This is a genomic window from Pasteurella pantherarum, from assembly GCF_049670885.1.
Taxonomy (GTDB): domain Bacteria; phylum Pseudomonadota; class Gammaproteobacteria; order Enterobacterales; family Pasteurellaceae; genus Pasteurella.
The window spans coordinates 2,452,419-2,476,348 of the sequence record NZ_CP187173.1; the positions used below are offsets into that span (position 1 = coordinate 2,452,419).

Genomic DNA, 23,930 nt, shown 5'->3' on the forward strand with positions numbered 1-23,930 from the left:
AATAGCCCGTCGATAGCGGTGCTTTTGATTGACACGCACTCAACATGAGCAGGAGAGCAAAAGTGAGGAAAGATCTTATCATGGGACTTGTGCCGTCGTTATCGGTAAAAAAGTGGGCAATATTCTAACGGCAACAAGCACAAAGTCAACGTAAAATTGTGGTGAAGCCTTGTGGCAACGCCTTTATTGTCTTTGATGAGCGTTAGGTTGTACCGTTAAAAAAGGCAAGAGCAGTAAGGCGATAGCAAAAGCACAGCAAGAGATGACGATAAAAAAGCCTGTCCAATGAAAGGTTTGTGTGATGAGTGCAAGAGGGTAGCCTGCAAGTGCAGCACCGAGATACGCAAAAAGACCGACAAAACCTGTGGCTGTGCCTGCGGTTTTTTTATGTGAACATTCTGCCGCAGCCATGCCGATTAACATTTGTGGACCAAACACAAAAAAGCCAACACAGAAAAATAAGCCAGATTGGAGTAGCATATTTTCTTTAGGCATTAACCAAAGGGCTGTAATGGAGAAGAAAATACCAATGGCAAACACCAATGCCATGGGGCCTCGATTGCTGGAAAACAGTTTGTCTGAGCCCCAGCCTGCCACTAACGATCCCGCAAATCCGCCAATTTCAAACAGTGAAAGTGCGGTGTTTGCTCGGACAAGATCATAATGATAGCGTTCGCTTAAATAGAGATTTCCCCAATCATTGATTGCCGTGCGGACTAAATACACTAAGGCATAGCTCATGGCGAGCAACCAAATATATTTGTTATAGAACACATAATCTCGCAAGATTTGACGCCAAGTTAAATGTTGACCTTCTGCTTCTTGCATCAGTTCTAACGGGTCGTTACGCCATTGCCCAATGCTTGGCAAGCCCAGTGCCGTTGGGGGACTTGGCAAACGCCAGAGTAAAAAGAGACTGATCAGAATGACGAGCACCCCTGCCACGATAAAACCTTGTCGCCAGCTGTAATGTAAGGTGAGATAACCAACAATGAGGGGAATTAATGCACCACCGACATTGTGTGCGGTATTCCAAATTGACCACCAGAAACCCCGTTCGCTACGGGAATACCATGTGGTTAAAAATTTAGAACAGGCAGGCCAGCCCCAGCCTTGAAACCACGCATTGATGATCCAAAGCCCTGTTAACATCAACACGGAGCTGGATAAACCGAATAAAATATTGGTGATACCTGTCATCATCAAACCCATTGCCATAATGTAGCGTGGATTGGCTTGGTCCGAAAATAGCCCTGAGAAAAATTTAGATAAGCCGTAGGTCAGATAAAACAAGGTTGCCATCAACCCAATGGCATTTTTATCTATGCTTAAATCGTCCATTAAAGCAGGCATGGCATAATTGAGACTTTTACGGGTGAGATAAAAACCCGCATAGCCCACATACATGGCGAGCATCAGATGTAAACGCCAGTAGCGATAAGTGCGGTCAATTTCAGAAAAGTTTTGTATCGTCATAGTTAAAATCGCGGTAATGTGATCACAAGAGATGTGCCTTGTGGTGACGGGGAAAGGGGCTGTGTCGGGGTGCTAGCCATTTTAGAACGGAGATGAAATTCTCCCCCAATGAGTGCCACTCGCTCTTGCATACCACGCAAGCCTAATCCCGAAACAGGCTGTTCTGGATCAAAGCCTTTGCCATTATCTTGAATAGACAGTATCACTTGTTGACCAATATGAATGGCAATGTGAATTTCACTGGCTTGGGCGTGTTTGATGATGTTATTTAACGCTTCTTGATAGAGACGGTAAAGGGTGATTTCTAACAAGGGATCAAGGCTTAAGTGCTGAGGATTATGCCATTCAAACTGGCAGTGAATATGTTGTTGGGCTAAACCTAATTCGTCTAACACATTTTGTAGCACTTGTTGCAGAGGCAAATCGTCCAACACACGAGGCCGCAAGCGATTGAGCAAGCCCCTGACGCTGTCGTAAATATTTAATGATAATTGCTCAATCATAGTGGCAGATTGTTGCTCCCGAGCTTGTGGATTCAGACGTTTCAAAATATTTGCTTGGGTGCGAATGGCGGTGATGTTTTGTCCGATTTGATCGTGCAATTCACGGGCAAGTTCTTTACGAATGTTTTCTTCACTGCTGATCAATTGGTGAGTGAGGGATCGGTTACGCTTAAGTTCCATGCCTAAATGCTGGTTAAGTTCCCGTTGCCGTTGAATGGCAAGCCCAAGAAAAATCCCCGTGATGGTTTGTGTACAAAGGGAAAGAAGTAAATCCGTTAAATCCAGATGGGAGAAATGTTGGGTAGAGGCAATTAATGCCACACTGTTAATTAAGGATCCCAATAATGCCCCCTGCCAGCCATAATAATACGCCAATAAAATGATCGGAATGGCTAAAAAGAATAAGCTAAAGCGGTTAAATTCCTCAGGCAAATAGGTTTGGATCAGAATGTTTAAAATCAAAAGTAGGGTATAGACCACAATATGTTTACTGCGTAAGGTAATCGGGTGGTGGATAACTCGGGCGGTGAGTGGCACCCATTGGCGTGCAAAGAGAAAATCCTGCAAGAGATAGCACATGGGTAACAGCAATAAGGCACCCGTAAAACTCACCAACATACTGTAAGCGAAAGGGGCATTTAAACAAAACAGCACCAAAGCATTGAGCAGACTTAAACTGAGTGCCAATATGCCTTGTAACAGTAATTTAAATCCTTGATTGCCTTGATAATAAGGTTGAATCAAGAAAACGATTGGGAAACTGACCGCACTTAATAAGAGCAACGGCAAATAAGCTTGGGTATGTTCTGCGAAAGAGACAAAAAGCAGCACCGTACTTTCTGCCAGTAAAGGGGCAAGCCACAATGTGGGGCGAAGGTGCAAACACAGTCCAAGACGTAAAGCAAAAGGTAAAAACAGAAAGGCTAAACGGGTATCTTGCAACAAATAATCAGCCACACCCCACAAACAAAAATAAGTGCAAGTGATCAGAAACCAGCTATAAAGGAGGCTGAACAGCGTGTTCATAGGCGTTCAGCGTCATGAAAGAAATTGGCAAGTTCCACGTTATTTTTGACATTGAGTTTGCTCATGGCATTGGCACGATGAACATGAACGGTTTTAAAACTCAAATTCAGTTGCTCGGCAATTTCTTTCGCATTAAAGCCTGCGGTTAAAAGTTCGCACACCTCTTGTTCCCGCTTGGTGAGTTGTTGGGTGCAAGGTGAAGTAGGATTGACCAGTTTTAAGGTCAATTCAGGCATTAAATAAAGCCCACCAGCAAACACCGCATGCACGGCTTGAATCAGTTCATCGGGGTGACAACGTTTACTTAAATAGCCCTTTGCTCCCAATTCTAAGGCTTTTCGTACCATCATTTCTGAATCATTCACACTGAGCATAATACAATGAATGCCAGAGGGAATGTCTTTGAGTAGGGCAAGCCCTGTTTCATCGGGCATGGAAATATCAATAATGCACACATCAGGACGCACACAAGGCAGTTGCTGACGTGCCTCTTTTGCTGAACCAAATTCGCCTACCACTTGAATATCCGTTTCTAAGGCGAGTAATTGAGCAAAGCCTGATCGCACAATGATGTGGTCATCAATTAAAGCCACCTTAATCATGTCTATTATCCTCAAAATGAAAAAGTGCGGTCAATTTAACCGCACTTTTCTGTGATACTCTTTTGCGTTATTTGGACTGAGCTTTTATTTTACGGATTTTCTTCTCTTCCGCAATGGCAACAAACCCCAATAAGACCATACAAACGATTGCTGAAATATTCAGAGCCGCAAAGGTGCCAGCCCAACCCGTTAAACCGAAAATCGGCGTGCCATCGGCAATCATACCTAAGCCTAATTTGGCAAAGCTATCACCAATTAAGTAAGCAAAGGTTCCTTTTACCCCATCTGCCACGCTGATGGCTTTTTTCGGTACAAAGCCCACGGCGGCAACACCGATTAACAACTGCGGACCGAACACCAAGAAACCTAATGCAAATAAGGCACATAAATACATCACTTCATTGGTGGCAAATTGATAAAATTCCAACGTAAACACAATTAAAATTAATGCCACACAAGCCGTTAAGCCACGGCGACCGTTCGCTAAGTCGGACAAATAGCCCCATAGGAAAGTACCGACCAACGCCCCCACTTCAAATAAGGCGAAACCAGAAATAGCGGCATCTTTGGAAAAGCCTAATTCTTGATAAGCATACACAGGCGACCATTGATCGATACCAATACGCACGATATATAAGAAAATATTGGCAAAACATAACAACCAAATGACTTTGTTTTTCAAAATATATTGCACGAAGGTTTGCCATTTGGTTAATTGATTTTGCTCGGTGGCGAGATCTTCTTCGCTTAACGGTTCACCAAATAATTCTTCTGCTTTTCCTAAACCATAGGCTTCAGGGGAATCACTGCCATAGCGTAAGCCCCAAAAACCAATAATTAAGGCAATAATCGACGGGAACACAAACATTCCGACTACGTGTCCATTAAAGAACACATTCGCCCCGAATAAAGCAACGGCTGCCGCAGCTGCCCCACCCACATTGTGAGAAAGATTCCAAAAGCCTAAATAGGTGCCTCGTTTTTTGCGTGGCGTCCATTTTGTGATGGTGGAATAACTTGAAGGCCCCCCTGTGCTTTGAAAAAAGCCACTTAACGCATAAAAGGCGATCATTAAAAATAAACTCACGCTGCCACCGCCCATGCTTGCACTAAAACCCAGCATACAAATGGCGGATAAAATCAGCATGAAAGGCACGAACTGTTTGGTATTTTTGCCGTCGGCATAGTAAGAGACAAGGGTTTTCCCCACCCCATAAGTAATGGAAAAGCCTAAGCCTATCATGCCGAGTTGGGTTTTGGTTAAACCGTAGGTTTCGATTAAATCATTTTGTGCAATATTGAAATTTTTGCGAATTAAGTACATCGCCATATAACCAATAAACACCACCAAATAAGATTGCATAAAGGGTTTAAACCACATTTTGCGACGTTCTTCCACTGGCAAATCCAGCGTCGGTTTTCTGACTTCTTGTAAAAAGTTAAGCATATCTTGCCTCATTGAATGAAAAAAATATGCTTGCCACTATAAGAAAATCTGTGGTGATTGGCGTGAGAAGATCCTTTAACTGAACTAGGAATAATGCTTAGTTTTGGGCTGGAAATCCATTTTTTGTGAGATAGGTCACAAAAGTGCGGTTAAAAAATCAAAAATTTTAACCGCACTTTTTTATTTTCTGGCATCAGAAAGTGGCTATTATGAATCATCAAATAGCCATTTCCTACTGTGTGTGACTATTGTGGCAGTCCAACTTGGCTTAACGCAAAAACGGCACCAACAATAAACAGGATAAAAAATACAATTCGGAAGACAAGATTTTTTGTTTTCAGCCCGAAGACGAAACAGGCGATGGCGACGGCTATCGGAAGACCAACAGAGAAATTCTCTAATAATTCATTCATGTTAAATGATTCCTTTTGTTTTAATGAGAGATGATCAAACACGGCAAGATGTGTGGTGGTTATTTTATCATCATTTTTAATAGGGTGATAGTGAGTGTATGAGCAAGTTTTTGGGATAAAAAAATAGCGTCCTAATAAGAACGCTATCTAATGAGATTAAGGGGCTAAATCTTATTTGCGGTTTAACCACGCCATATATTCTGCCACCCCTTCTGCCACTGTTTTAAACGGTTTGTCATAACCTGCGGCACGCAATTTGTCTAAATTCGCTTGGGTGTATTCTTGGTAACGGCTTTTTAAATGTTCTGGGAAAGGAATGGTTTCAATATTTTTTTCCGTTTTGCCGTGGAATTTCACGACAGCTTTAGCCACTTCTTGGAAAGATTCCGCATTGCCTGTTCCCAAGTTATAAATGCCTGAAACCTTGTTTTGCCAGCACCAAATATTCACGGCAGCCACATCGCCCACATACACAAAATCACGACGGAAGTGCTCGCTTCCTGCGAATAATTTTGGATTTTCCCCTTGCAAAATTTGGTTATTTAAATGGAATGCCACACTTGCCATTGAGCCTTTGTGGTTTTCACGTGGGCCATACACATTAAAATAACGGAAGCCACACACAGGTGAGTTGGCTTCAGGTAAAATGGCACGTACATATTGATCAAATAAGAATTTGGAATAACCGTACACATTTAGCGGCCCTTCAAATTCACGTTCTTCACGGAATTCTGTTTTATCGCCATAAGTCGCCGCAGATGAGGCATAGAAGAAAGGAATTTCACGATCTAAACAATAATGCAGTAACTCTTTTGAATACTCATAGTTGTTATGCATGATGTATTTGCCGTCCCATTCGGTGGTGGCTGAGCAAGCTCCCTCATGGAAGATCACATCAATATCACCCAAATCATCCCCAGCGACAATTGAGGCAATAAAGTCTTCTTTATCACAATAATCGGCAATATCCAAATCCACTAAATTGGCAAATTTTGTGCCATCTTTTAAATTATCTACCACTAAAATATCGGTACGCCCTAACTCATTTAAGGCTTTTACAATGTTACTTCCAATAAAGCCCGCACCGCCCGTTACGATAATCATAAATCTTGTCCTCTGTTGCTTAATACTGCTCGTATTGTAATGGATTTTCAGGGGGTTGTTTAAGTATTTTTACCTTTAATTGGTAAATTCTTGTTGGGATTTTCACAGGCTAAATCAGCTCAGATGCCTTTTTTGTTTTGATTGAATGTGATCTTTCTTTCATTTTCTTACGATCCCATGGTAATAGGATTTTTTCTCAAAAATCCCTTTCTGATGCGACATAATAGAGACAAATTCCCCTTTTCTTTTTTAATGCCTCTTTGTCTAAATGCTCTTCACTTTGTTTGCGAATTATTCAGATAAAATGAAGTTGTTCAAAAACAGAACAGTTTAATAGGAATTGTTCTTATTTTTTTGTAGGATCAAGAGGATAAGGCAATCGGTTGCTATTTCTTAAGCAAAAAGTGAAAAAATTCATAAAAAAATGTTGTAAAAGGCACAGAAATCATTAAAATGCCGCGCGTTTGTAAATAAATGTTAAAAAAGTTACATTGATCAACGTTTTTAGATTTTTTTTTCGGTATGATATGACAGAATGGATTTGTCATATGAATAATGAGGAATAAAATGAAAGCAAAAGATATTGCACAGTTTATTGACCATACCGCCTTAACGGCAGAAAAAAATGAAAAAGACATTTTGCAACTTTGTGATGAAGCGGTAGAAAATCAATTTTGGTCTGTTTGTATTAATTCGGGTTATATCCCTTTAGCCAAAGAAAGATTAAAAGGGACGAATGTGAAAATTTGTACCGTGGTAGGTTTTCCATTGGGTGCCAATTTAACGGTTGTTAAAGCGTTTGAAGCGAAGGAAGCGATTCAAGCGGGTGCCGATGAAATTGATATGGTGATCAATGTTGGGTGGATCAAATCAGGCAAATGGAATGCCGTTAAAGCCGATATTGCTGATGTGTTAGTGGCATGCGGTGAGAAACCCCTAAAAGTGATTTTAGAAACGTGTTTATTAACAAAAGACGAGATCGTAAAAGCGTGTGAAATTTGTCGAGAATTACACGTCGCTTTTGTGAAGACATCAACTGGTTTTAGCAAAGGCGGTGCCACTGTGGACGATGTTGCACTGATGAAGCAAACGGTTGGTGAAATTGGAGTAAAAGCCTCAGGTGGCATCCGTGATACGGAAACGGCTGTGGCGATGATCAATGCAGGGGCAACCCGTATTGGTGCAAGTGCAGGGATAGCAATCATTAACGGTTTAACTGACATGACAAGTCATTATTAAATAGTGATTTATTGAGCCTGTTTTATGGATAAGCTAAATTCGCGTGTGCAGAAACTTGAATTTTTGCTAAAGCAAATGGATAAAATTCATCTGCGGGATGCGGCTGAAATTTTAAATGTGTCAGAAATGACCATTCGGCGGGATTTAAACGCGAATTCAGGCTCAATTCAGTTACTCGGTGGTTATATCGTTAGGGATCCGCAAGGGCGTGGTAGGCATGGCTATCAGATCTTTGAACATCAAGACAAGAATATCGCTGAAAAAATGCAAGTTGGTAAGGATGCTGCGGCATTGGTTCAAGAAGGCGATGTTGTGTTTTTTGACTGTGGTTCTACCATTCCCTTCGTGGTTTCTCAAATTGATCCTTCCATAAAATTTACCGCACTTTGTTGTTCAATCAACGTCTTTTTGGCGTTACAGGATAATCCCCGTTGCGACCTGATTTTGTCAGGCGGTCGTTATTCTCGCCACAATGCCTTTTTAACGCCCATTCAACGTCGTTCTGAGTTTGATGCAATTTGTTTTACCAAAGCCTTTATTTCTGCGGCAGGTGTGGATCTCAAACAGGGGGTCACTTGCTTTAATTTTGAGGAATCGAAAGCGAAACAAATTGCCATGGCAAAAAGCAAACAGTCTATTTTAGTCGTCGACCATTCAAAGTTTGGTGTGGTGGAACAAGCCTATATTGCCGATTATGCCGATTTCGATTTATGCATTTGCGATAAACCCATTCCTGAGGCATTTCGTTAGTGTTTTTTCTTTAGTGTCTTGTTTACAGTCACATTAAAAAAATCTTGTCAAAAATAACCGCACTTTTAAGCCCCAATAGCTGGTTAAGCCTGTGGTAGCAAATGCCATTTTTCCTTTATCTAAAATAATGATCGTTGGCGTTACTTGAACTTGCCATTGTTTGCTGATTGTCCCATCTTCATCGTTGACCGTAGTAAACTGATAGTGATGCTCATCTAAATAGGTTTGCACTTGCTCATCCGTTCCCGAACGAAGTGCAACACTGACGACATTTACCCCTTCTTGTGCCAGTGTCTGTATCGTAGGAGAGGTATATTGGCAATAGCCGCACCAACTTCCCCAGAAATACAAAATCACGGGTTCTGTTTGGTTGAGCTGGGCAAGGAAAAACGGGCGTTGTTGTAAGTCTCGCAGGAGAAGGTGATTTGCCTGTTCAGGCATTTCGGGTTGACGGATAACATCCATGATCACGCTGACTATCAATAGACTCAGCGACAATGTGATAATGTGTCTGAGAAATTTTTTGATCTTTGCCATGTTGCCTTATTTATCTGTTTTGATTTTATGGCTGGCATGTTCGCCGCCTTTGGCTAGCATGCGTAATTGTAAAATGACCCGTTCTTTTAATTGGTCACGCTCATTTTTTCCCATATCTAAGGCATTGGCTCCCGCCGTAAACACAATGGTTACCATGCCTTCCGCTTGCACATAAGCAATGTATTGTGAATAACCATTGCGGTGAGCAATATATTCGGCTAATTCATCCACAAAATGTTTGATTTCTCGTGCTGCTGCGGTACGAAATGCTTGTGAGGTGCCTGAGCTTTCTCGCAGTAGTAAGCGAAACATATTGGGGTTATTGTTAATAAACTCAAAGAAGGTATCCACAGAAATGGTAATGACACTGCCCCCTTTTTCTAAACGTTTACGTGCTTGTCGCATTAATTGACGCAGCACCAAGCCTGCTTCATCAACCATGGTTAAGCCTAATTCGTCCATGTCTTTAAAGTGGCGATAAAAGGAGGTTGCCGCAATACCTGCTTCACGAGCCACTTCACGTAAACTTAAATTAGAGAAGCTTTGCTCTGCGGTCAGTTGGTTAAAGGCGGCATCAATTAATGCTCGCCTTGTTTTTTCTTTTTGTAATGCTCTGATGCCAGCCATAGGTTGTCCTTAGGACAAAATAGATCGGACAGATGCACTGATAGTTTGTGCAATACGCTCATAACGATTACGCAATGGCGAACCAGGACGATAAATTAATAAAATGGTGCGAATAGGTTCTGGGGAATGGCAAGGAATATATTTTACCCCTGTTCTGGCTCCCTCATTCATCACGGCAAGCTCTGGCATTAAGGTAATGCCTGCATTTGCCGCTACCATGTTGCGTAAAGTTTCTAAACTGGTGGCTTGGAAATGTGAGTTTTCTCTTGCTCCTGCACTGAAGCAATAGCCAATAGTTTGATCCCGTAAGCAATGCCCATCATCTAACATTAAAATTTCAGAGCCATTTAATTTACTCATTTTGATGGAAGATTCATTTGCCCAAGGGTGGTTTTCCGACACGGCGAGTAACATTCTTTCATTGAAAATCGGCACTTCAATAAAACTTTCTGTTTCTCGTACAGAGGCGACCACGGCACAGTCTAAATGCCCCGTTTCAAGCTGTTCAATCAGTTGTTGGGTTTGTGCTTCATATAAAAATAATTCTAATTCAGGGAAGGCTTCTTTAATCACAGGCATGATATAGGGCAATAAATAAGGCCCGACGGTAGGAATGACGCCAATGTGTAATGGCCCCGTCATTTCTTTTCCTTGATTACTTGCCATTTCCTTGAGAATTTTCACTTCACGCAACACTGTTTTGGCTTGATCCACGAGAAGTAAGCCTGATTGTGTGAATAACACTTTACGACTCGTTCTTTCTAACAGAATAATGCCAAGTTCATCTTCTAATTTTCTGATTTGTCCACTTAATGTCGGTTGGCTGACATGGCAAGCATCTGCTGCACGGCGAAAGTGTTTATGCTCAGCAAGAGCGACGAGATATTCTAAATCACGGATATTCATTCTTACCTCAGGATTAAAAGAAACAAATAAGATTGGATTGATAGGTCAAGACTATATCATAAATTTTGATGTAATTCATAAAGGAGTCATAGGACTTTTCATTTATTTTTTCATCTTTCTCAATAAGAAATAAGGGATTGAGAAGCCATAAGAATGCCGAGTGCGAAAAAAAAGAAAAAGTGCGGTCTATTTTGACGGAATTTCAGTGGTTAATAATGAGGCGGAGGGGTTTCTTCTGCTTGACTGGCAATATTAGACGGTTGCATATCTTTTAATTTATTCACCAAATAACGTAATTGAACTTGCATTTTATCCATCGCAAATTGTTGAGCAATTAAGGCTTCATTAAGTTCTTCTAATAAATTTTCCTGAAATGTGGTTTTCATCTCTAATTCTGCGATACGTTGTTCTAATTTTTTTTCAATTGGCATAATAAAACTCCAAATAAAGGTTGTACATTTACAAAATACGTTTTAACCTATTTAAATTCATTTTTTCATTATAAAGGAATAATCCGAATGTTTAAAATTCAAAAATATTCAATGCTTGCACTTTTCGTCGGTGCGGTGGTTTCTCAAGCAACCTTTGCAGAAACAAAAAACACAGATAAACAATTTCATGATGAAGCCTCTTATGCGTTGGGTACCTTGTTAGGCACAAACTTAAAAGCCATTATTGATTCACAAAAAGACATTGTGAATTATGATCATAAAAAAGTGTTAGCTGGTGTAGAAGATGTGTTAAACGGCAAAGTGGAACTGGCTAAAAGTGAAAAATTACAACAAACATTACAAAATATTCAAACGAAATTAGAGCAAGAACAACAAGCACAAATTAAAAAAATCGGTGAACAAGCCAAATCAGAGGGCGAAAAATATCGTGCTAACTTTGCTAAACAAAAAGATGTGAAAAAAACCGCATCGGGCTTGTTGTATAAAATCGTGAGTGAAGGTCAAGGTGAAGTGATTAAGCCAACAGATAAGGTAACCGTCAACTATACAGGCAAATTACCGAATGGCGATGTTTTTGACAGTTCACGTGGCAAACCTATTTCTTTTAAACTCAATCAAGTGGTTGCAGGTTGGACAGAAGGGCTACAATTAGTGAAAAAAGGGGGCAAAATTGAGCTCGTGTTGCCACCTGAATTGGCTTATGGTGAGCAAGGTGCAGGCACCATTCCACCGAATGCGACGTTACATTTCGATGTTGATGTCATTGATGTAAAATCAGAGTAAAACATATGAAAAAAGACCGCACTTGCTATCCGTCAATTTCATGAAAGTGCGGTCATTTCTGGAGAAATTATTGAGAGAAGAATGATGTTAACGGATAAACGCCCTTTTACAGATGAAGATCGCACAATCGTCAACTCTTATCGAGCTGTCGTAGATGGTGTAAGTGCTTTAATTGGTAGCCACTGCGAAATTGTCTTGCATTCTTTAGAAGATATTGAGCGTTCTACAATTTGTATTGCAAATGGGCACAATACCCATCGTCAAATCGGGGCACCTATTACCGATCTTGCTTTAAAATCCCTACATAATATGCAAACAGACAGTGTGTCGAAGCCTTATTTTACGCGTGCTAAAAGCAACGGCTTAATGAAATCTGTCACCATTGCGATTCGTAACCATCAGCAACGTATTATTGGCTTATTATGTATTAACATTAATTTAGATGTTCCCTTTTCCCAATTCATGCAAGCCTTAATGCCTACCCCTGAACAGCAAGCTACGTCAGCCGTGAATTTTGCCAGTTCAGTGGAAGATCTGGTGGCTCAAACTGTGGAAAAAACCATAGAAGAAGTGACAGCAGATAGAATGGTGTCCAACAATAACAAAAATCGCCAAATTGTCATTTCGCTGTATGAAAAAGGCATTTTTGATATTAAAGATTCAATTAATCTTGTGGCCGAGCGTTTAGATATTTCACGTCATACCGTGTATTTATATATTCGCCAAGTTAAACAAGATGCGGAAGAACATAAATAATGCGTTATGTGCTATGTGTTAAACAGCCTGTTTATGGTTGCCAAGGGAGTTTTTTAGCCTACCAATTGGCACAAGCTCTCTTGGAACAAGGGCATCAACTCAGTCAAGTGTTCTTTTTCCAAGAGGGCGTGAACCATGGTAATGGTTTCGTTTATCCTGCAAATGATGAATTTCATTTACAAAAAGCTTGGCAACATTTGGCTAAACAGCACCAAATCCCTTTACATTTGTGTGTGGCAGCGGCACAGCGTCGTGGCGTGGTGGATGAAATCACTTCAGCTACGCAAGCAGATAACAATCTCGCCCCTCATTTTGTTTTAGCGGGGCTTGGTGAGTTTGCGAAAGCCACGCTAGAGGCAGAAAGGGTGATTGTTTTATGATGAAATTAGCGTTTGTGTTTCGTTCTACGCCCTTCGGTACTGCCACAACTCGTGAAGGGTTAGATGCCTTACTTGCCGCCAGTGCATTTTGTTATGAAGAAGATATTGGTGTCTTTTTTTTAGATGATGGCGTGTTTAATTTACTCACACAGCAACAATCAGAGAAGATTTTGCAAAAAGACGTTACCAGTGTGCTCAAACTGTTAGATTTATACGAAATAGAGCGGCGTTATGTGTGCCAAGAATCCTTAGAAATGGCAAAAATAGACATTGCCAATTGTGTGATTGACTGTGTCATCAAAGATCGTGCAACGATATTGACTTTATTAAGCCAAGCCGAAAAGATACTAACTTTTTAGGAACACCCATGCTTTATACTTTTTCCAAATCGGTTTATCTGGAAAGTGAATTAACTGCTTACCTTCAACAAGCCAAAAACGACGATGCCATTGTGTTGTGGCAAGATGGGGTCTATTTGATGCTTAAATATCCCCAAGCCTTTTTACACTTAAACGCCCCTTGTTATGTCTTAGACTTAGATATTGATGCGAGAAATTTAAGCCATGTTGTCAGCACCATGCCTCAGCTAACATCTCTTTCACTGGCTGAACTGGTTAAATTAACGGAAATTCACACCCCACAATTTGCACTTTAATCGGCATAACCACATGATCTATGAAAAAGAAAAGTGCGGTCAATTTCAAAAAAGTTTTACTCAAATCGTCCCATTTTTCCCCATCCAAATTAGATTCGTCTAATTCTTGACATTATTTACACGACCTCTTTATAATAGCACGTCTATTTCTGTATGAAATAGAATTACGTATAAACATTCTATTAATGAATAATTGTTAAAACTGGAGCTTTTTTAATGGCAACTATCAACCAGCTAGTACGCAAACCGCGTGTGAAAAAGGTTGTAAAAAGTAACGTTCCTGCATTAGAGGCTTGCCCGCAGAAACGTGGTGTGTGCACACGTGTATACACAACTACACCTAAAAAACCGAACTCAGCATTACGTAAAGTATGCCGTATTCGTTTAACTAACGGTTACGAAGTAACCTCTTATATCGGCGGTGAAGGTCACAACCTTCAAGAGCACAGTGTTGTGCTTATCCGTGGCGGTCGTGTTAAAGACTTACCAGGTGTGCGTTATCACACTGTACGCGGTGCATTAGACTGTGCTGGCGTGAAAGATCGTAAACAAGGTCGTTCTAAATACGGCGTTAAACGTCCTAAATCTTAATGGTTCTCCGTTAAGTAAGGCCAAACGTCTAAATTAGTAAAACTATTTAAACCATAAACTCCAGTCAAAAGGCGATATTTATCGCAAAATGTAGAGTTTTGGAAAATCCTGAAGATTAATTACGGAGAAATTCGCAATGCCACGTCGTCGTAGTATTGAACCACGCAAGATTCTTCCAGATCCAAAGTTCGGATCAGAATTACTTGCAAAATTTATTAATGTTTTAATGGTAGATGGTAAAAAATCTATCGCAGAAAAAATCGTTTACAGTGCATTAGATACGTTAGCACAACGTACTGGTAAAGAAGCATTAGAAGCTTTTGAAGCAGCACTTGACAACGTACGCCCAACTGTTGAGGTAAAATCTCGTCGTGTGGGTGGTTCTACCTATCAAGTACCAGTTGAAGTACGTCCAGTTCGTCGTAACGCACTCGGTATGCGTTGGATCGTTGAAGCGGCACGTAAACGTGGTGATAAATCAATGGCTTTACGTTTAGCAAATGAATTATCTGATGCATCAGAAAACAAAGGTGCAGCAGTGAAAAAACGTGAAGACGTTCACCGCATGGCTGAAGCTAACAAAGCGTTTGCTCATTACCGTTGGTAATTTTTTAGCAACTACGTTTTCAGGCTTCATCTCATTTAATTATGTGGTGAAGCCTTATACATATTTGAAATTTCATATTTAATTCCAGCAAGGAAATAAGAATGGCACGTACAACCCCTATTTCACGCTACCGTAACATCGGTATTAGTGCGCACATTGATGCAGGTAAAACAACGACATCTGAGCGTATCTTATTTTATACAGGCGTGAGTCATAAAATCGGTGAGGTGCACGATGGTGCAGCTACAATGGACTGGATGGAACAAGAGCAAGAGCGTGGTATTACAATCACTTCTGCTGCAACAACTGCGTTCTGGTCTGGGATGTCTCAGCAATATCCACAACACCGTATCAACGTAATTGATACCCCAGGACACGTAGACTTCACTATCGAAGTAGAACGTTCTATGCGTGTTCTTGACGGTGCAGTTATGGTTTACTGTGCGGTTGGTGGTGTTCAGCCACAATCTGAAACCGTATGGCGTCAAGCAAATAAATATCAAGTTCCACGTATTGCGTTCGTGAATAAAATGGACCGTACTGGTGCAAACTTCCTACGTGTTGTTGAGCAAATCAAAGCACGTTTAGGTGGTAACTCAGTTCCTCTTCAACTTCCAATCGGTGCAGAAGATTCATTCGTTGGTGTTGTTGACTTATTAAAAATGAAAGCCATCAACTGGAATGAAGCTGACCAAGGTATGACATTTACCTATGAAGATATTCCAGCAGATATGCTTGATGCTTGTGAAGAATGGCGTCAAAACTTAGTTGAATCTGCCGCTGAAGCATCAGAAGAATTGATGGAAAAATACCTTGGCGGTGAAGAGTTAACAGAAGAAGAAATCAAAGCAGGTTTACGTCAACGTGTATTAGCAGGTGAAGTCATTCCAGTTTGCTGTGGTTCTGCATTCAAAAATAAAGGTGTTCAGGCAATGCTTGATGCGGTAATTGATTATTTACCAGCACCAACAGATATTCCAGCAATCAAAGGTATTAACCCTGATGAAACAGAAGGCGAGCGTCACGCAAGCGATGATGAGCCATTTGCAGCACTTGCATTTAAAATTGCAACTGACCCATTCGTAGGTAACTTAACCTTCTTCCGTGTTTACTCAGGTGTTATCAATTCTGGTGATACAGTATTAAACTCTGTAAAAGATAAACGTGAACGTTTTGGTCGTATCGTACAGATGCACGCAAACAAACGTGAAGAAATCAAAGAAGTTCGTGCGGGTGATATCGCAGCCGCTATCGGTTTGAAAGATGTTGGTACAGGTGATACATTATGTGCACAAGATGCACCAATCATCCTTGAGCGTATGGAATTCCCAGAGCCAGTAATCTCTGTTGCAGTTGAACCAAAAACAAAAGCAGACCAAGAAAAAATGGGTCTTGCATTAGGTCGTTTAGCACAAGAAGACCCTTCATTCCGTGTACACACTGATGAAGAATCTGGTGAAACAATTATCTCTGGTATGGGTGAGTTACACTTAGATATTATCGTTGACCGTATGCGTCGTGAGTTCAAAGTCGAAGCGAACATTGGTAAACCACAAGTATCTTACCGTGAAACTATCCGTACTCGTGTTAACGATGTTGAAGGTAAACACGCAAAACAATCTGGTGGTCGTGGTCAATACGGTCATGTTGTTATCGACTTATATCCATTAGACCCAGAAGGTCCTGGTTATGAATTCGTCAATGAAATCAAAGGTGGTGTGATCCCTGGTGAATACATCCCTGCGGTAGATAAAGGTATCCAAGAACAGCTTAAATCTGGTCCATTAGCGGGCTATCCAGTAGTAGATTTAGGTGTACGTTTACACTTCGGTTCATACCATGATGTGGACTCATCTGAGCTTGCGTTTAAACTTGCAGCGTCATTAGCATTTAAAGCAGCGTTCGCAAAAGCAAACCCAGTTCTTCTTGAGCCAATCATGAAAGTAGAAGTTGAAACTCCACCAGATTATGTTGGTGATGTAATTGGTGACTTAAGCCGTCGTCGTGCGATGGTGAATGGCCAAGAAGCAAATGAATTTGTTGTGAAGATCAATGCAGAAGTACCACTTTCAGAGATGTTTGGTTATGCAACTGACCTTCGTTCACAAACTCAAGGTCGTGCTTCATACTCCATGGAACCATTGAAGTATGCTGAAGCACCGAAAAACGTTGCAGATGCAATCATTGAAGCTCGCAAAAAATAATTTTGTTTAACAAACCACAAGTCATAATGGCTTGTGGTATCTACTGAGGAAACTTAATCGTGTCTAAAGAAAAATTTGAACGTACAAAACCGCACGTAAACGTGGGTACAATCGGCCACGTTGACCATGGTAAAACAACTTTAACAGCAGCAATCACAACAGTATTAGCAAAACACTACGGCGGTGCTGCTCGTGCATTCGACCAAATCGATAACGCGCCAGAAGAAAAAGCGCGTGGTATCACCATCAACACTTCACACGTAGAATACGATACAGAAACTCGTCACTACGCACACGTTGACTGTCCGGGACACGCTGACTATGTGAAAAACATGATCACAGGTGCAGCACAAATGGACGGTGCTATCTTAGTTGTAGCGGCAACAGATGGTCCTATGCCACAAACTCGTGAACACATCCTTTTAGGTCGCCAAGTAGGTGTACCTTACATCATCGTATTCTTAAACAAATGCGACATGGTAGATGATGAAGAGTTATTAGAATTAGTTGAAATGGAAGTGCGTGAACTTCTTTCTCAATATGACTTCCCAGGTGATGACACTCCAATCGTACGTGGTTCAGCGTTACAAGCGTTAAACGGCGTGCCAGAGTGGGAAGAGAAAATTCTTGAATTAGCGAACCACTTAGACACTTACATTCCAGAGCCAGAGCGTGCAGTAGACCAACCGTTCCTTCTTCCAATCGAAGACGTGTTCTCAATTTCTGGTCGTGGTACAGTAGTAACAGGTCGTGTTGAGCGTGGTATCATCCGTACTGGTGAAGAGGTTGAAATTGTGGGTATTAAAGAAACCACAAAAACCACAGTAACGGGTGTTGAGATGTTCCGTAAATTATTAGACGAAGGTCGTGCGGGTGAGAACGTTGGTGCGTTATTACGTGGTACAAAACGTGAAGAAATCGAACGTGGTCAAGTATTAGCGAAACCAGGTTCAATCACACCACACACAGACTTTGAATCAGAAGTTTACGTATTATCAAAAGAAGAAGGTGGACGTCATACTCCATTCTTCAAAGGTTACCGTCCACAGTTCTACTTCCGTACAACTGACGTAACAGGTACAATTGAGTTACCAGAAGGCGTAGAGATGGTAATGCCAGGCGACAACATCAAGATGACAGTAAGCTTGATTCACCCAATCGCGATGGACCAAGGTTTACGCTTTGCGATTCGTGAAGGTGGTCGTACAGTAGGTGCAGGTGTTGTAGCTAAAATTATCAAATAATTTTGCTTAACTTGCTAAAGAGGCGTATCGAAAGGTACGCCTTTTGTTTTTATTCTTGTCATGTTATGCCGCAATTCAGTTGACAAAACTTTTCTAAAATACACCGCACTTTATTATCATCTTTGGTAAAGATATCCGATGAAGGTGGTTGAAAAATTTAATGTTCAACTGTAATTTTAATATGCATTTTTTAAATAAAGTGCTACAATCACGCGTTCAGAAACGAATCCCCTATTTAAGTTAAAGTAATGGATTAAATTATGGCGTTAGAAATTGATAAAAAGAAAAATACGCAGGAAGTTGAGAGCCAAAAATCAAAGGGCTTAAATGGCTTTTTGTGGTTTCTCGTTATTGTTGTCATTGCAACAGCGGCGTTAGGTAATATTTATCTTGTAGAGCAATTTTCTACCCCAATTCGTGTTGTGGGTGTAGTGGTGTTATTGCTGATTGCATTGGGTATTGCAATTTTGACCAATCAAGGTGTCAAAGCACGTCATTTCTTTAGTGAATCGAGAATTGAATTAAGAAAAATTGTCTGGCCAACACGTCCAGAAGCAATGCAGACGACACTCATTGTAGCAGGTGTAACGATTCTTGTGTCTTTAATCCTTTGGGGATTGGATTCGGTTATTGTTGCGTTAATTACTTTCTTAACAGATTTGAGGTTCTAAGATGACAGAAACAGCAACCAAAAAACGTTGGTATGTGTTACAGGCTTTTTCTGGTTTTGAAGGTCGTGTTGCCGCCACTTTGCGTGAATATATTAAGCTACATCAAATGGAAGAACAATTTGGTGAAGTATTGGTACCTACTGAAGAAGTGGTTGAAAATGTAGCAGGGAAAAGACGTAAAAGTGAACGTAAATTTTTCCCAGGCTATGTCTTAGTACAAATGGAAATGAATGATGAAACTTGGCATTTGGTGCGTAGTGTACCACGTGTGATGGGTTTTATCGGTGGCACAGCAGATAAACCTGCACCGATCTCTCAGCGTGAAGCGGATCGCATTTTAAATCGTTTACAAGAAAGTTCAGAAAGACCACGTCATAGAAAAGAATTCCAACCAGGTGAAGAAGTGCGTGTGACGGAAGGACCATTTGCTGACTTTAACGGTACAGTTGAAGAAGTTGATTATGAAAAAGGTCGTTTAAAAGTCTCTGTTTCTATCTTTGGACGTGCAACACCGGTTGAACTTGAGTTTAGCCAAGTAGAAAAACAAAACGGCTAATGCATATTGATTGAATATAGGTGTTGGAATGGGGGCATGCATTGTCCCTATTTTTATGCTTATCTTAAAGCACGATTATAAATTTGTTGTAATCTATGAAAGTCGCTTGAAAAGCGTTCTAAATTTCAGTAGAATCCGCAGTCTATTTATGAGCGAGTTTTCTCGTTCGTATTTTGTGTAAACTGGGGAGCTAGCAATAGCGTTATTACCCATTCTAGAGGAAGCTAAAAATGGCAAAAAAAGTACAAGCCTATGTTAAGTTGCAAGTTGCAGCAGGTATGGCTAACCCTTCACCACCAGTTGGTCCTGCATTAGGTCAACAAGGTGTGAATATTATGGAATTCTGTAAAGCATTCAACGCTCGTACTGAGAGCTTAGAAAAAGGTTTACCGATTCCAGTTGTTATCACTGTGTATGCAGACCGTTCATTCACTTTCATCACTAAAACACCTCCAGCAGCAGTATTATTGAAAAAAGCGGCTGGTATCAAGTCTGGTTCTGGTAAACCAAACAAAGAGAAAGTGGGTAAAGTGACTTTAGATCAAATCCGTCAAATCGCTGAAACAAAAGCAGCCGATATGACAGGTAGCACTATCGAAACCAAAATGAAATCAATCGCTGGTACTGCTCGCTCAATGGGCTTAGTAGTGGAGGAATAATACGATGGCTAAATTGACTAAAAAAATGAAAGCAATCAAGGCGGCAGTCGACTCTACAAAAGCCTATGAAATCAATGAAGCAATCGCAGTATTAAAACAATTTGCTACTGCTAAATTCGTTGAAAGCGTTGACGTTGCGGTTAACTTAGGGATTGACCCTCGTAAATCTGACCAAAACGTACGTGGTGCAACAGTATTACCACATGGTACTGGTCGTTCTGTACGTGTAGCTGTGTTCACTCAAGGTGCTAACGCAGAAGCTGCTAAAGAAGCGGGTGCTGATTTAGTAGGTATGGAAGATTTAGCTGAATTAGTGAAAAAAGGTGAAATGAACTTCGACGTGGTTATCGCTTCTCCAGATGCGATGCGTGTTGTTGGTCAATTAGGTCAAATTTTAGGTCCACGTGGTTTAATGCCAAACCCTAAAGTTGGTACTGTAACACCAAACGTTGCTGATGCAGTGAAAAATGCGAAGTCTGGTCAGGTTCGTTACCGCAATGATAAAAACGGTATCATCCACACCACAATCGGTAAAGTTAACTTTAGCGAAGAACAATTAAAAGAAAACTTACAAGCCTTATTAGCGGCGTTAGCGAAAGCGAAACCGACAACATCTAAAGGTGTATTCATCAAGAAAGTAAGTATTTCTACTACAATGGGTGCAGGTGTAGCGGTTGATCAAGCTTCACTTTAATTCGTTGTTTTGAAAAAGAAAAAGTGCAATGTTTTCATTGCACTTTTTTTATGCCTAGCGGTTATGCCTTCGGCATATGATTGGCAAGTAAATATAATCGAGCGATGTTTTGTGCGGTGGAAATTAAATTTTTTCGACCGCACTTTAAGGTCGCTTCCAGTCCGCCCACTTGGCGTATAATTGGGAAAACAGCATCAATACCCGCTTGATAAACCACTTCGTAATCTTCTTTGAGACTGCCTACGATGGCAATCACAGGTTTGTGATATTGTTTAGCCATTTTAGCCACGCCTGCGGGGGTTTTTCCGTGTACGGTCTGACTGTCCATTCCCCCTTCTCCTGTAATCACTAAGTCTGAATTGGCAATAACCTGTTGCAGTTTTACCGCATTCATCACAATATCAACCCCTGATTTTAATGAGACATTCGGCAGTAATAGTAGTCCGCCTCCCATTCCCCCTGCGGCACCTGCACCAATATGATCTCGAATATTGCGTTGATATTGTTGTTCTACAATGTGTGAGAAATGAAGTAGTGCATTATCTAAAATCTTCACTATCTCTGCGGTTGCCCCTTTTTGTGGTCCAAATACGGCAGCTGCACCACGAGGACCGCATAAAGGGTTGTTCACATCACAAGCCACCTCAATTTCAACCTGTGATAAGCGATGATCTAGTTGAGATAAATCAATACGCATGATCGCTTGTAATTGTTCGCCACCAAATCCAATGGGTTGATTATATTGATCGAGAAAGGTTGCTCCCAGTGCTTGCAACATGCCCACACCACCGTCATTCGTCGCACTTCCACCAATGCCCAGAATAATTTTTTTTACCCCTAAATCCAGTGCTGAACGAATGAGTTGCCCTGTCCCGAAACTGGTGGTTTTTAGCGGATTGCGTTGATTTATCGGCACTAAGTGTAAGCCTGACGCCGCTGCCATCTCGATAATGGCGGTTTGCTTATCACCGGATAAGCCAAAAAAGCCTTGAATAGGATTGCCTAATGGGGCAGTAACTTCGGTATAAATGAATTCACCTTGTGTTGCATCCACTAAAGACTGTACTGTCCCTTCACCGCCATCTGCCATTGGAACAAGGTCATAGCTCGAGTCGGGTAATATTTTTTGTAATCCTTCTTTAATGGCGGTTGCCACTTCAAGTGCGGTTAAACTTTCTTTGAAAGCATCAGGTGCAATGACAATTCGCATAAGTGTATTCCTTATTACAATAGAATGAGTGAAAGTAGATAAACGGTGATGATCCCCACTATTCCCATAATAAATGTTAAGGTGGTTTGTGTGCGGTAACCTTGTTGTGGTGTCATCTTACTGAAGTTAGTGACGACCCAATAATAGCTATCATTAGCATGGGATACACACATCGCCCCTGATGAAATCGCCATCACCGTTAAGGCGGCTGCCATTTCCGAGGTTAAACCGAGTGCATTCATTAAGGAATCTTGTGCGTGAAACATGCCCATGATGGACGCCGTGGTAATAATTGCCACCGTTGAGCTTCCTTGTGCACTTTTTAAAATGGCAGCAATTAAGAATGGAAAGAAAATGCCTGCGGTGCTGATAATATGTGCATTTTGCTTAATATATTCCACAAAGCCCGCTTGAGTAATCACTTTGCCAAGCACCCCGCCAGCGGCAGTGATAAATAAGATTGGACCAACGAGTTTTAGGGTGTCATTGGTGAGTTGATCAAAGTCGCCAACTTTATGTGTTTTAATTAATAAGAGGATGGAAAAAATGACGCCAATGGCTAACGCAATAATTGGATGACCTAAAAACTGCAGTAAAATACCGAGATCGCCACTGATTTCAAGAATTTTACTGATAGAACCTAATGCCATTAGGAAAATTGGGGCACAGATTGGGGCAAGGCTTAAGGTACCAGAGGGTAAGCTGCCGTATTGTTTTAGTAACTCATCATAACTTTTCGCAATGAGGTCATCAGGATTTTCTTCCGTTAAGGTCATATTCCGACTGACCCATTTCGCAAACAGGTAGCTGGCAAAAAGAACGGGTATGGAAACTAAAACGCCTATGCCAATCACTAATAATAGGTTATGGCTTAGCCCAACCGCACCTGCTGCAGCAATTGGTCCTGGTGTAGGCGGAATAAACACATGAGAAGCATAAAGCCCTGCACTTAATGCCACGGTCATGCCAAGCGGATTGGCAAGAATTTTTTTACGTAACGCTTCTCGAATCGGGTTAAGCACAACGAAACCACTGTCGCAAAAAACAGGAACTCCCACAACCCAGCCCATAATTAACATCGCCAATTCTGGGTTTTTATGCCCGACGAGCTTAACCACCAGATCGGCTAATTTCATTGCCACCCCTGTTTTTTCAAGCACCATACCAATGATGGCACCAAAAATAATCACAATCCCAATGCTTTTAAACATCCCACTAAAGCCATCTCCGATCATGGCTGGAATTTTAGCAAGTGGAATGCCCGCAATAAACGCGAGGGCGAGAGAAATGGACATTAAGGCAAGAAAAGGATGAACATTCACTTTGGCGATAAGCCAGATCATGACAATGATGGCAATGACAAAGACACAGATTAATGCAATACCACTCATAGTAACCTCCTAATTATTTATTGTAGAAGCACAAAGCAGATTGATTCTTGTTGTGTTGAGGTAAGGAAGAGAAATAAATTTGTTATCTCAATCGCTTACAGTGTAAGGCTAGATCTTGATGACAAAACCGATCAAGATGTAGTTTATATATCATATTTATTTTGTGGTGTAAGTAAAAATCTGATCTTCTACGATATAGCGTAACGTTTTTGCGGATTACTCGTTGTGCTGTGAATAGGAAATTCAAGACAGGTATCGTACATTTTTTAATAAAAAACTTTACAACAAGGTGTAATTCTATTAGAATTTCGCTCCTGAATTTTGTCATTCTAGATGATGAAATGGTTGATGGTGCTTGACCACATTCAAGCCCCGTCCGAGACCGTAGGTGAAATGATGGATATCATCTCTTAATTTGCCCTACGTAGATGGTGAACAGACAGAATT

27 protein-coding genes are annotated in these 23,930 nt (G+C 41.0%); 15 read left to right on the forward strand and 12 right to left on the reverse strand.

Annotated features, from left to right (window positions below; all coding sequences use genetic code 11):
• Positions 1–183: 183 nt before the first annotated feature.
• The 6 genes from ACPEEM_RS11635 to rfaD all read right to left on the reverse strand — a co-directional run bounded on the left by ACPEEM_RS11635 (position 184) and on the right by rfaD (position 6,571).
• Positions 184–1,476 (reverse strand): MFS transporter, encoded by a 1,293-nt coding sequence (locus ACPEEM_RS11635; protein ID WP_424402207.1) that lies wholly within the window; start codon positions 1,474–1,476, stop codon positions 184–186.
• Between the two features lie 2 nt (positions 1,477–1,478).
• On the reverse strand, positions 1,479–3,005 hold the full coding sequence (uhpB, locus tag ACPEEM_RS11640) for a signal transduction histidine-protein kinase/phosphatase UhpB (protein ID WP_424407171.1): 1,527 nt from the start codon (positions 3,003–3,005) through the stop codon (positions 1,479–1,481).
• Positions 3,002–3,607 (reverse strand): response regulator, encoded by a 606-nt coding sequence (locus ACPEEM_RS11645; RefSeq protein WP_424402209.1) that lies wholly within the window; start codon positions 3,605–3,607, stop codon positions 3,002–3,004. Before ACPEEM_RS11645 ends, uhpB begins: the two co-directional genes overlap by 4 nt.
• 67 nt (positions 3,608–3,674) lie before the next feature.
• The gene (gene uhpT, locus ACPEEM_RS11650) at positions 3,675–5,054 is read right to left on the reverse strand and encodes a hexose-6-phosphate:phosphate antiporter (protein ID WP_424402210.1); all 1,380 of its coding nucleotides are present in this window, start codon (positions 5,052–5,054) and stop codon (positions 3,675–3,677) included.
• Positions 5,055–5,299: 245 nt separating this feature from the next.
• Positions 5,300–5,467: a hypothetical protein gene (locus ACPEEM_RS11655; RefSeq protein WP_424402211.1), complete on the reverse strand. Its 168-nt coding sequence runs from the start codon at positions 5,465–5,467 to the stop codon at positions 5,300–5,302.
• A 171-nt stretch (positions 5,468–5,638) separates the two neighbouring features.
• On the reverse strand, positions 5,639–6,571 hold the full coding sequence (rfaD, locus tag ACPEEM_RS11660) for an ADP-glyceromanno-heptose 6-epimerase (RefSeq protein ID WP_424402212.1): 933 nt from the start codon (positions 6,569–6,571) through the stop codon (positions 5,639–5,641).
• Positions 6,572–7,138: 567 nt separating this feature from the next.
• Here rfaD and deoC point away from each other — a divergent pair.
• Together deoC and deoR are read left to right on the forward strand one after the other, a co-directional pair.
• On the forward strand, positions 7,139–7,810 hold the full coding sequence (deoC, locus tag ACPEEM_RS11665; protein WP_424405229.1) for a deoxyribose-phosphate aldolase: 672 nt from the start codon (positions 7,139–7,141) through the stop codon (positions 7,808–7,810).
• A gap of 24 nt (positions 7,811–7,834) precedes the next feature.
• A complete protein-coding gene (gene deoR, locus ACPEEM_RS11670; RefSeq protein WP_424402214.1) occupies positions 7,835–8,560 on the forward strand; it encodes a DNA-binding transcriptional repressor DeoR in 726 nt (241 codons plus the stop codon).
• A 33-nt stretch (positions 8,561–8,593) separates the two neighbouring features.
• On the opposite strand, the gene ACPEEM_RS11675 is transcribed toward deoR, so the two are convergent.
• From ACPEEM_RS11675 to ACPEEM_RS11690, 4 genes are all read right to left on the reverse strand, one after another.
• Positions 8,594–9,097: a protein disulfide oxidoreductase gene (locus ACPEEM_RS11675; protein WP_424405230.1), complete on the reverse strand. Its 504-nt coding sequence runs from the start codon at positions 9,095–9,097 to the stop codon at positions 8,594–8,596.
• 6 nt (positions 9,098–9,103) lie between these two features.
• Positions 9,104–9,724 (reverse strand): HTH-type transcriptional repressor FabR, encoded by a 621-nt coding sequence (fabR, locus tag ACPEEM_RS11680; RefSeq protein ID WP_424402216.1) that lies wholly within the window; start codon positions 9,722–9,724, stop codon positions 9,104–9,106.
• Between the two features lie 9 nt (positions 9,725–9,733).
• Positions 9,734–10,630 (reverse strand): DNA-binding transcriptional regulator OxyR, encoded by an 897-nt coding sequence (gene oxyR / locus ACPEEM_RS11685; protein ID WP_424402217.1) that lies wholly within the window; start codon positions 10,628–10,630, stop codon positions 9,734–9,736.
• 209 nt (positions 10,631–10,839) lie between these two features.
• Entirely contained in the window at positions 10,840–11,061 is a 222-nt protein-coding gene (locus tag ACPEEM_RS11690) for a SlyX family protein (RefSeq protein ID WP_424402218.1), read from the reverse strand.
• An 87-nt stretch (positions 11,062–11,148) separates the two neighbouring features.
• Here ACPEEM_RS11690 and fkpA point away from each other — a divergent pair, with 87 nt between their 5' ends.
• The 13 genes from fkpA (at position 11,149) to rplA (ending at position 20,882) form a co-directional block, all read left to right on the forward strand.
• Positions 11,149–11,865 (forward strand): FKBP-type peptidyl-prolyl cis-trans isomerase, encoded by a 717-nt coding sequence (gene fkpA, locus ACPEEM_RS11695; protein ID WP_424407172.1) that lies wholly within the window; start codon positions 11,149–11,151, stop codon positions 11,863–11,865.
• An 81-nt stretch (positions 11,866–11,946) separates the two neighbouring features.
• A complete protein-coding gene (locus ACPEEM_RS11700) occupies positions 11,947–12,621 on the forward strand; it encodes a helix-turn-helix transcriptional regulator (RefSeq protein WP_424402220.1) in 675 nt (224 codons plus the stop codon).
• Complete coding sequence (tusD, locus tag ACPEEM_RS11705) at positions 12,621–13,001, forward strand: sulfurtransferase complex subunit TusD (protein WP_424402221.1); 381 nt, start codon at positions 12,621–12,623, stop codon at positions 12,999–13,001. The genes ACPEEM_RS11700 and tusD overlap by 1 nt, the downstream gene beginning before the upstream one ends.
• The gene (gene tusC / locus ACPEEM_RS11710; protein ID WP_424402222.1) at positions 12,998–13,360 is read left to right on the forward strand and encodes a sulfurtransferase complex subunit TusC; all 363 of its coding nucleotides are present in this window, start codon (positions 12,998–13,000) and stop codon (positions 13,358–13,360) included. The genes tusD and tusC overlap by 4 nt, the downstream gene beginning before the upstream one ends.
• Before the next feature lie 8 nt (positions 13,361–13,368).
• Positions 13,369–13,656: a DsrH/TusB family sulfur relay protein gene (locus ACPEEM_RS11715; RefSeq protein WP_424407174.1), complete on the forward strand. Its 288-nt coding sequence runs from the start codon at positions 13,369–13,371 to the stop codon at positions 13,654–13,656.
• Between the two features lie 216 nt (positions 13,657–13,872).
• Positions 13,873–14,247: a 30S ribosomal protein S12 gene (gene rpsL / locus ACPEEM_RS11720; protein ID WP_005717858.1), complete on the forward strand. Its 375-nt coding sequence runs from the start codon at positions 13,873–13,875 to the stop codon at positions 14,245–14,247.
• A gap of 136 nt (positions 14,248–14,383) precedes the next feature.
• Positions 14,384–14,854, forward strand: coding sequence for a 30S ribosomal protein S7 (gene rpsG / locus ACPEEM_RS11725; protein ID WP_424402224.1), 471 nt, complete (start codon positions 14,384–14,386; stop codon positions 14,852–14,854).
• Positions 14,855–14,955: 101 nt separating this feature from the next.
• Positions 14,956–17,058 carry an elongation factor G gene (fusA, locus tag ACPEEM_RS11730; RefSeq protein WP_424402225.1) on the forward strand — a complete coding sequence of 701 codons (2,103 nt, stop codon included), beginning with the start codon at positions 14,956–14,958 and terminating at the stop codon, positions 17,056–17,058.
• Between the two features lie 59 nt (positions 17,059–17,117).
• Complete coding sequence (gene tuf, locus ACPEEM_RS11735) at positions 17,118–18,302, forward strand: elongation factor Tu (RefSeq protein ID WP_424402093.1); 1,185 nt, start codon at positions 17,118–17,120, stop codon at positions 18,300–18,302.
• A gap of 260 nt (positions 18,303–18,562) precedes the next feature.
• Complete coding sequence (secE, locus tag ACPEEM_RS11740) at positions 18,563–18,973, forward strand: preprotein translocase subunit SecE (protein WP_424402226.1); 411 nt, start codon at positions 18,563–18,565, stop codon at positions 18,971–18,973.
• Between the two features lies 1 nt (position 18,974).
• Positions 18,975–19,529, forward strand: coding sequence for a transcription termination/antitermination protein NusG (gene nusG, locus ACPEEM_RS11745; RefSeq protein WP_424402227.1), 555 nt, complete (start codon positions 18,975–18,977; stop codon positions 19,527–19,529).
• A 230-nt stretch (positions 19,530–19,759) separates the two neighbouring features.
• Positions 19,760–20,188: a 50S ribosomal protein L11 gene (rplK, locus tag ACPEEM_RS11750; RefSeq protein ID WP_424405234.1), complete on the forward strand. Its 429-nt coding sequence runs from the start codon at positions 19,760–19,762 to the stop codon at positions 20,186–20,188.
• A 4-nt stretch (positions 20,189–20,192) separates the two neighbouring features.
• Positions 20,193–20,882: a 50S ribosomal protein L1 gene (rplA, locus tag ACPEEM_RS11755; protein ID WP_424402229.1), complete on the forward strand. Its 690-nt coding sequence runs from the start codon at positions 20,193–20,195 to the stop codon at positions 20,880–20,882.
• Positions 20,883–20,943: 61 nt separating this feature from the next.
• Here the strand turns inward: rplA and ACPEEM_RS11760 are convergent, their stop codons facing one another.
• On the reverse strand, positions 20,944–22,092 hold the full coding sequence (locus ACPEEM_RS11760; RefSeq protein ID WP_424407176.1) for a glycerate kinase: 1,149 nt from the start codon (positions 22,090–22,092) through the stop codon (positions 20,944–20,946).
• Between the two features lie 14 nt (positions 22,093–22,106).
• On the reverse strand, positions 22,107–23,483 hold the full coding sequence (locus ACPEEM_RS11765) for a GntP family permease (protein WP_424407178.1): 1,377 nt from the start codon (positions 23,481–23,483) through the stop codon (positions 22,107–22,109).
• Positions 23,484–23,930 lie beyond the last annotated feature (447 nt).

Coding starts and splice junctions, on each gene's coding strand:
- ACPEEM_RS11635 (WP_424402207.1), bottom strand. CDS start 1,476: ATGACGATACAAAACTTTTCTGAAATTGACCGCACTTATCGCTACTGG.
- uhpB (WP_424407171.1), bottom strand. CDS start 3,005: ATGAACACGCTGTTCAGCCTCCTTTATAGCTGGTTTCTGATCACTTGC.
- ACPEEM_RS11645 (WP_424402209.1), bottom strand. CDS start 3,607: ATGATTAAGGTGGCTTTAATTGATGACCACATCATTGTGCGATCAGGC.
- uhpT (WP_424402210.1), bottom strand. CDS start 5,054: ATGCTTAACTTTTTACAAGAAGTCAGAAAACCGACGCTGGATTTGCCA.
- ACPEEM_RS11655 (WP_424402211.1), bottom strand. CDS start 5,467: ATGAATGAATTATTAGAGAATTTCTCTGTTGGTCTTCCGATAGCCGTC.
- rfaD (WP_424402212.1), bottom strand. CDS start 6,571: ATGATTATCGTAACGGGCGGTGCGGGCTTTATTGGAAGTAACATTGTA.
- deoC (WP_424405229.1), top strand. CDS start 7,139: ATGAAAGCAAAAGATATTGCACAGTTTATTGACCATACCGCCTTAACG.
- deoR (WP_424402214.1), top strand. CDS start 7,835: ATGGATAAGCTAAATTCGCGTGTGCAGAAACTTGAATTTTTGCTAAAG.
- ACPEEM_RS11675 (WP_424405230.1), bottom strand. CDS start 9,097: ATGGCAAAGATCAAAAAATTTCTCAGACACATTATCACATTGTCGCTG.
- fabR (WP_424402216.1), bottom strand. CDS start 9,724: ATGGCTGGCATCAGAGCATTACAAAAAGAAAAAACAAGGCGAGCATTA.
- oxyR (WP_424402217.1), bottom strand. CDS start 10,630: ATGAATATCCGTGATTTAGAATATCTCGTCGCTCTTGCTGAGCATAAA.
- ACPEEM_RS11690 (WP_424402218.1), bottom strand. CDS start 11,061: ATGCCAATTGAAAAAAAATTAGAACAACGTATCGCAGAATTAGAGATG.
- fkpA (WP_424407172.1), top strand. CDS start 11,149: ATGTTTAAAATTCAAAAATATTCAATGCTTGCACTTTTCGTCGGTGCG.
- ACPEEM_RS11700 (WP_424402220.1), top strand. CDS start 11,947: ATGATGTTAACGGATAAACGCCCTTTTACAGATGAAGATCGCACAATC.
- tusD (WP_424402221.1), top strand. CDS start 12,621: ATGCGTTATGTGCTATGTGTTAAACAGCCTGTTTATGGTTGCCAAGGG.
- tusC (WP_424402222.1), top strand. CDS start 12,998: ATGATGAAATTAGCGTTTGTGTTTCGTTCTACGCCCTTCGGTACTGCC.
- ACPEEM_RS11715 (WP_424407174.1), top strand. CDS start 13,369: ATGCTTTATACTTTTTCCAAATCGGTTTATCTGGAAAGTGAATTAACT.
- rpsL (WP_005717858.1), top strand. CDS start 13,873: ATGGCAACTATCAACCAGCTAGTACGCAAACCGCGTGTGAAAAAGGTT.
- rpsG (WP_424402224.1), top strand. CDS start 14,384: ATGCCACGTCGTCGTAGTATTGAACCACGCAAGATTCTTCCAGATCCA.
- fusA (WP_424402225.1), top strand. CDS start 14,956: ATGGCACGTACAACCCCTATTTCACGCTACCGTAACATCGGTATTAGT.
- secE (WP_424402226.1), top strand. CDS start 18,563: ATGGCGTTAGAAATTGATAAAAAGAAAAATACGCAGGAAGTTGAGAGC.
- nusG (WP_424402227.1), top strand. CDS start 18,975: ATGACAGAAACAGCAACCAAAAAACGTTGGTATGTGTTACAGGCTTTT.
- rplK (WP_424405234.1), top strand. CDS start 19,760: ATGGCAAAAAAAGTACAAGCCTATGTTAAGTTGCAAGTTGCAGCAGGT.
- rplA (WP_424402229.1), top strand. CDS start 20,193: ATGGCTAAATTGACTAAAAAAATGAAAGCAATCAAGGCGGCAGTCGAC.
- ACPEEM_RS11760 (WP_424407176.1), bottom strand. CDS start 22,092: ATGCGAATTGTCATTGCACCTGATGCTTTCAAAGAAAGTTTAACCGCA.
- ACPEEM_RS11765 (WP_424407178.1), bottom strand. CDS start 23,483: ATGAGTGGTATTGCATTAATCTGTGTCTTTGTCATTGCCATCATTGTC.